The organism is Streptomyces sp. WAC06614 (genome assembly GCF_003949795.1).
In the GTDB taxonomy this organism is placed as follows: domain Bacteria; phylum Actinomycetota; class Actinomycetes; order Streptomycetales; family Streptomycetaceae; genus Streptomyces.
Map to the genome: position 1 here is coordinate 1 of NZ_RPRY01000757.1, position 740 is coordinate 740.

Sequence of the window (740 nt, forward strand, 5' to 3'; positions counted from 1 at the left end):
GGGTGAAGGACGGCGCGGCGGCCTGCGGCTGCGGGGCCGGGGCGGGGGCCGGGGCCTCCTCCTCCAGGACCTCGCCGCCGAAGTTGCGCAGCAGGGCCTCCAGGCCGCCGTCGAACCCCTGGCCGACGGCGGCGAACCGCCAGACGTCCTTGAGGTAGAAGTCGCCGAGCATCACCGCGCGCTCGGTGCTGAACTCGGCGCCCGTGAAGGCGTAGCGGGCGACTTCCTCGCCGCCCGCGACGATGCGCAGGTGGCCGGGGCCGACCTGCGACATCTGTCCGGCGCCGTCGATCGTCGCCGTGAAGGACAGCTTCTGGATGTGCGGCGGGATCCGGTCGAGCGTCACCCGGAACGACTCGGTGTCGCCGGCCTGGGCCCCGAGGAGCTGGATGGACTCCTCCGGCGACTTCGGCTGGTTGAAGAACACGAAGTAGCGGTCGTCCGACAGCCGCTCGTCGGCGTCGAGGCCGAAGCAGCTGATGTCGAAGCTGAGCCCGGGGCCCGAGATCTGCACGCCGACGTACAGATCCGTGCCGGCGGTCAGCTCACTGATCCTGGCCTTGTGGCCGCGTTGGAATTCCCTGGCCATACGTAACGACCGTCCCCCATCCCGACGATGAATGCGTGCCCCGAAGGCTATCCGCTGACGGCGACAACGGGCGAAGACCGGGACGAAGCTGGTACACGACGGGCGGTGGGCGGCCGGGCCGGGCGGTGGGCGGGCCGCCCACCGCCCGTCG

The 740-nt window shown here is 71.5% G+C and carries 1 protein-coding gene; it reads right to left on the minus strand.

All coding sequences use genetic code 11. The features are described 5' to 3' along the window. On the minus strand, positions 1 to 589 hold a 589-nt coding region (locus EF918_RS36330; protein ID WP_148141381.1), incomplete at its 3' end, for a TerD family protein. Between the last annotated feature and the right edge of the window lie 151 nt (positions 590 to 740).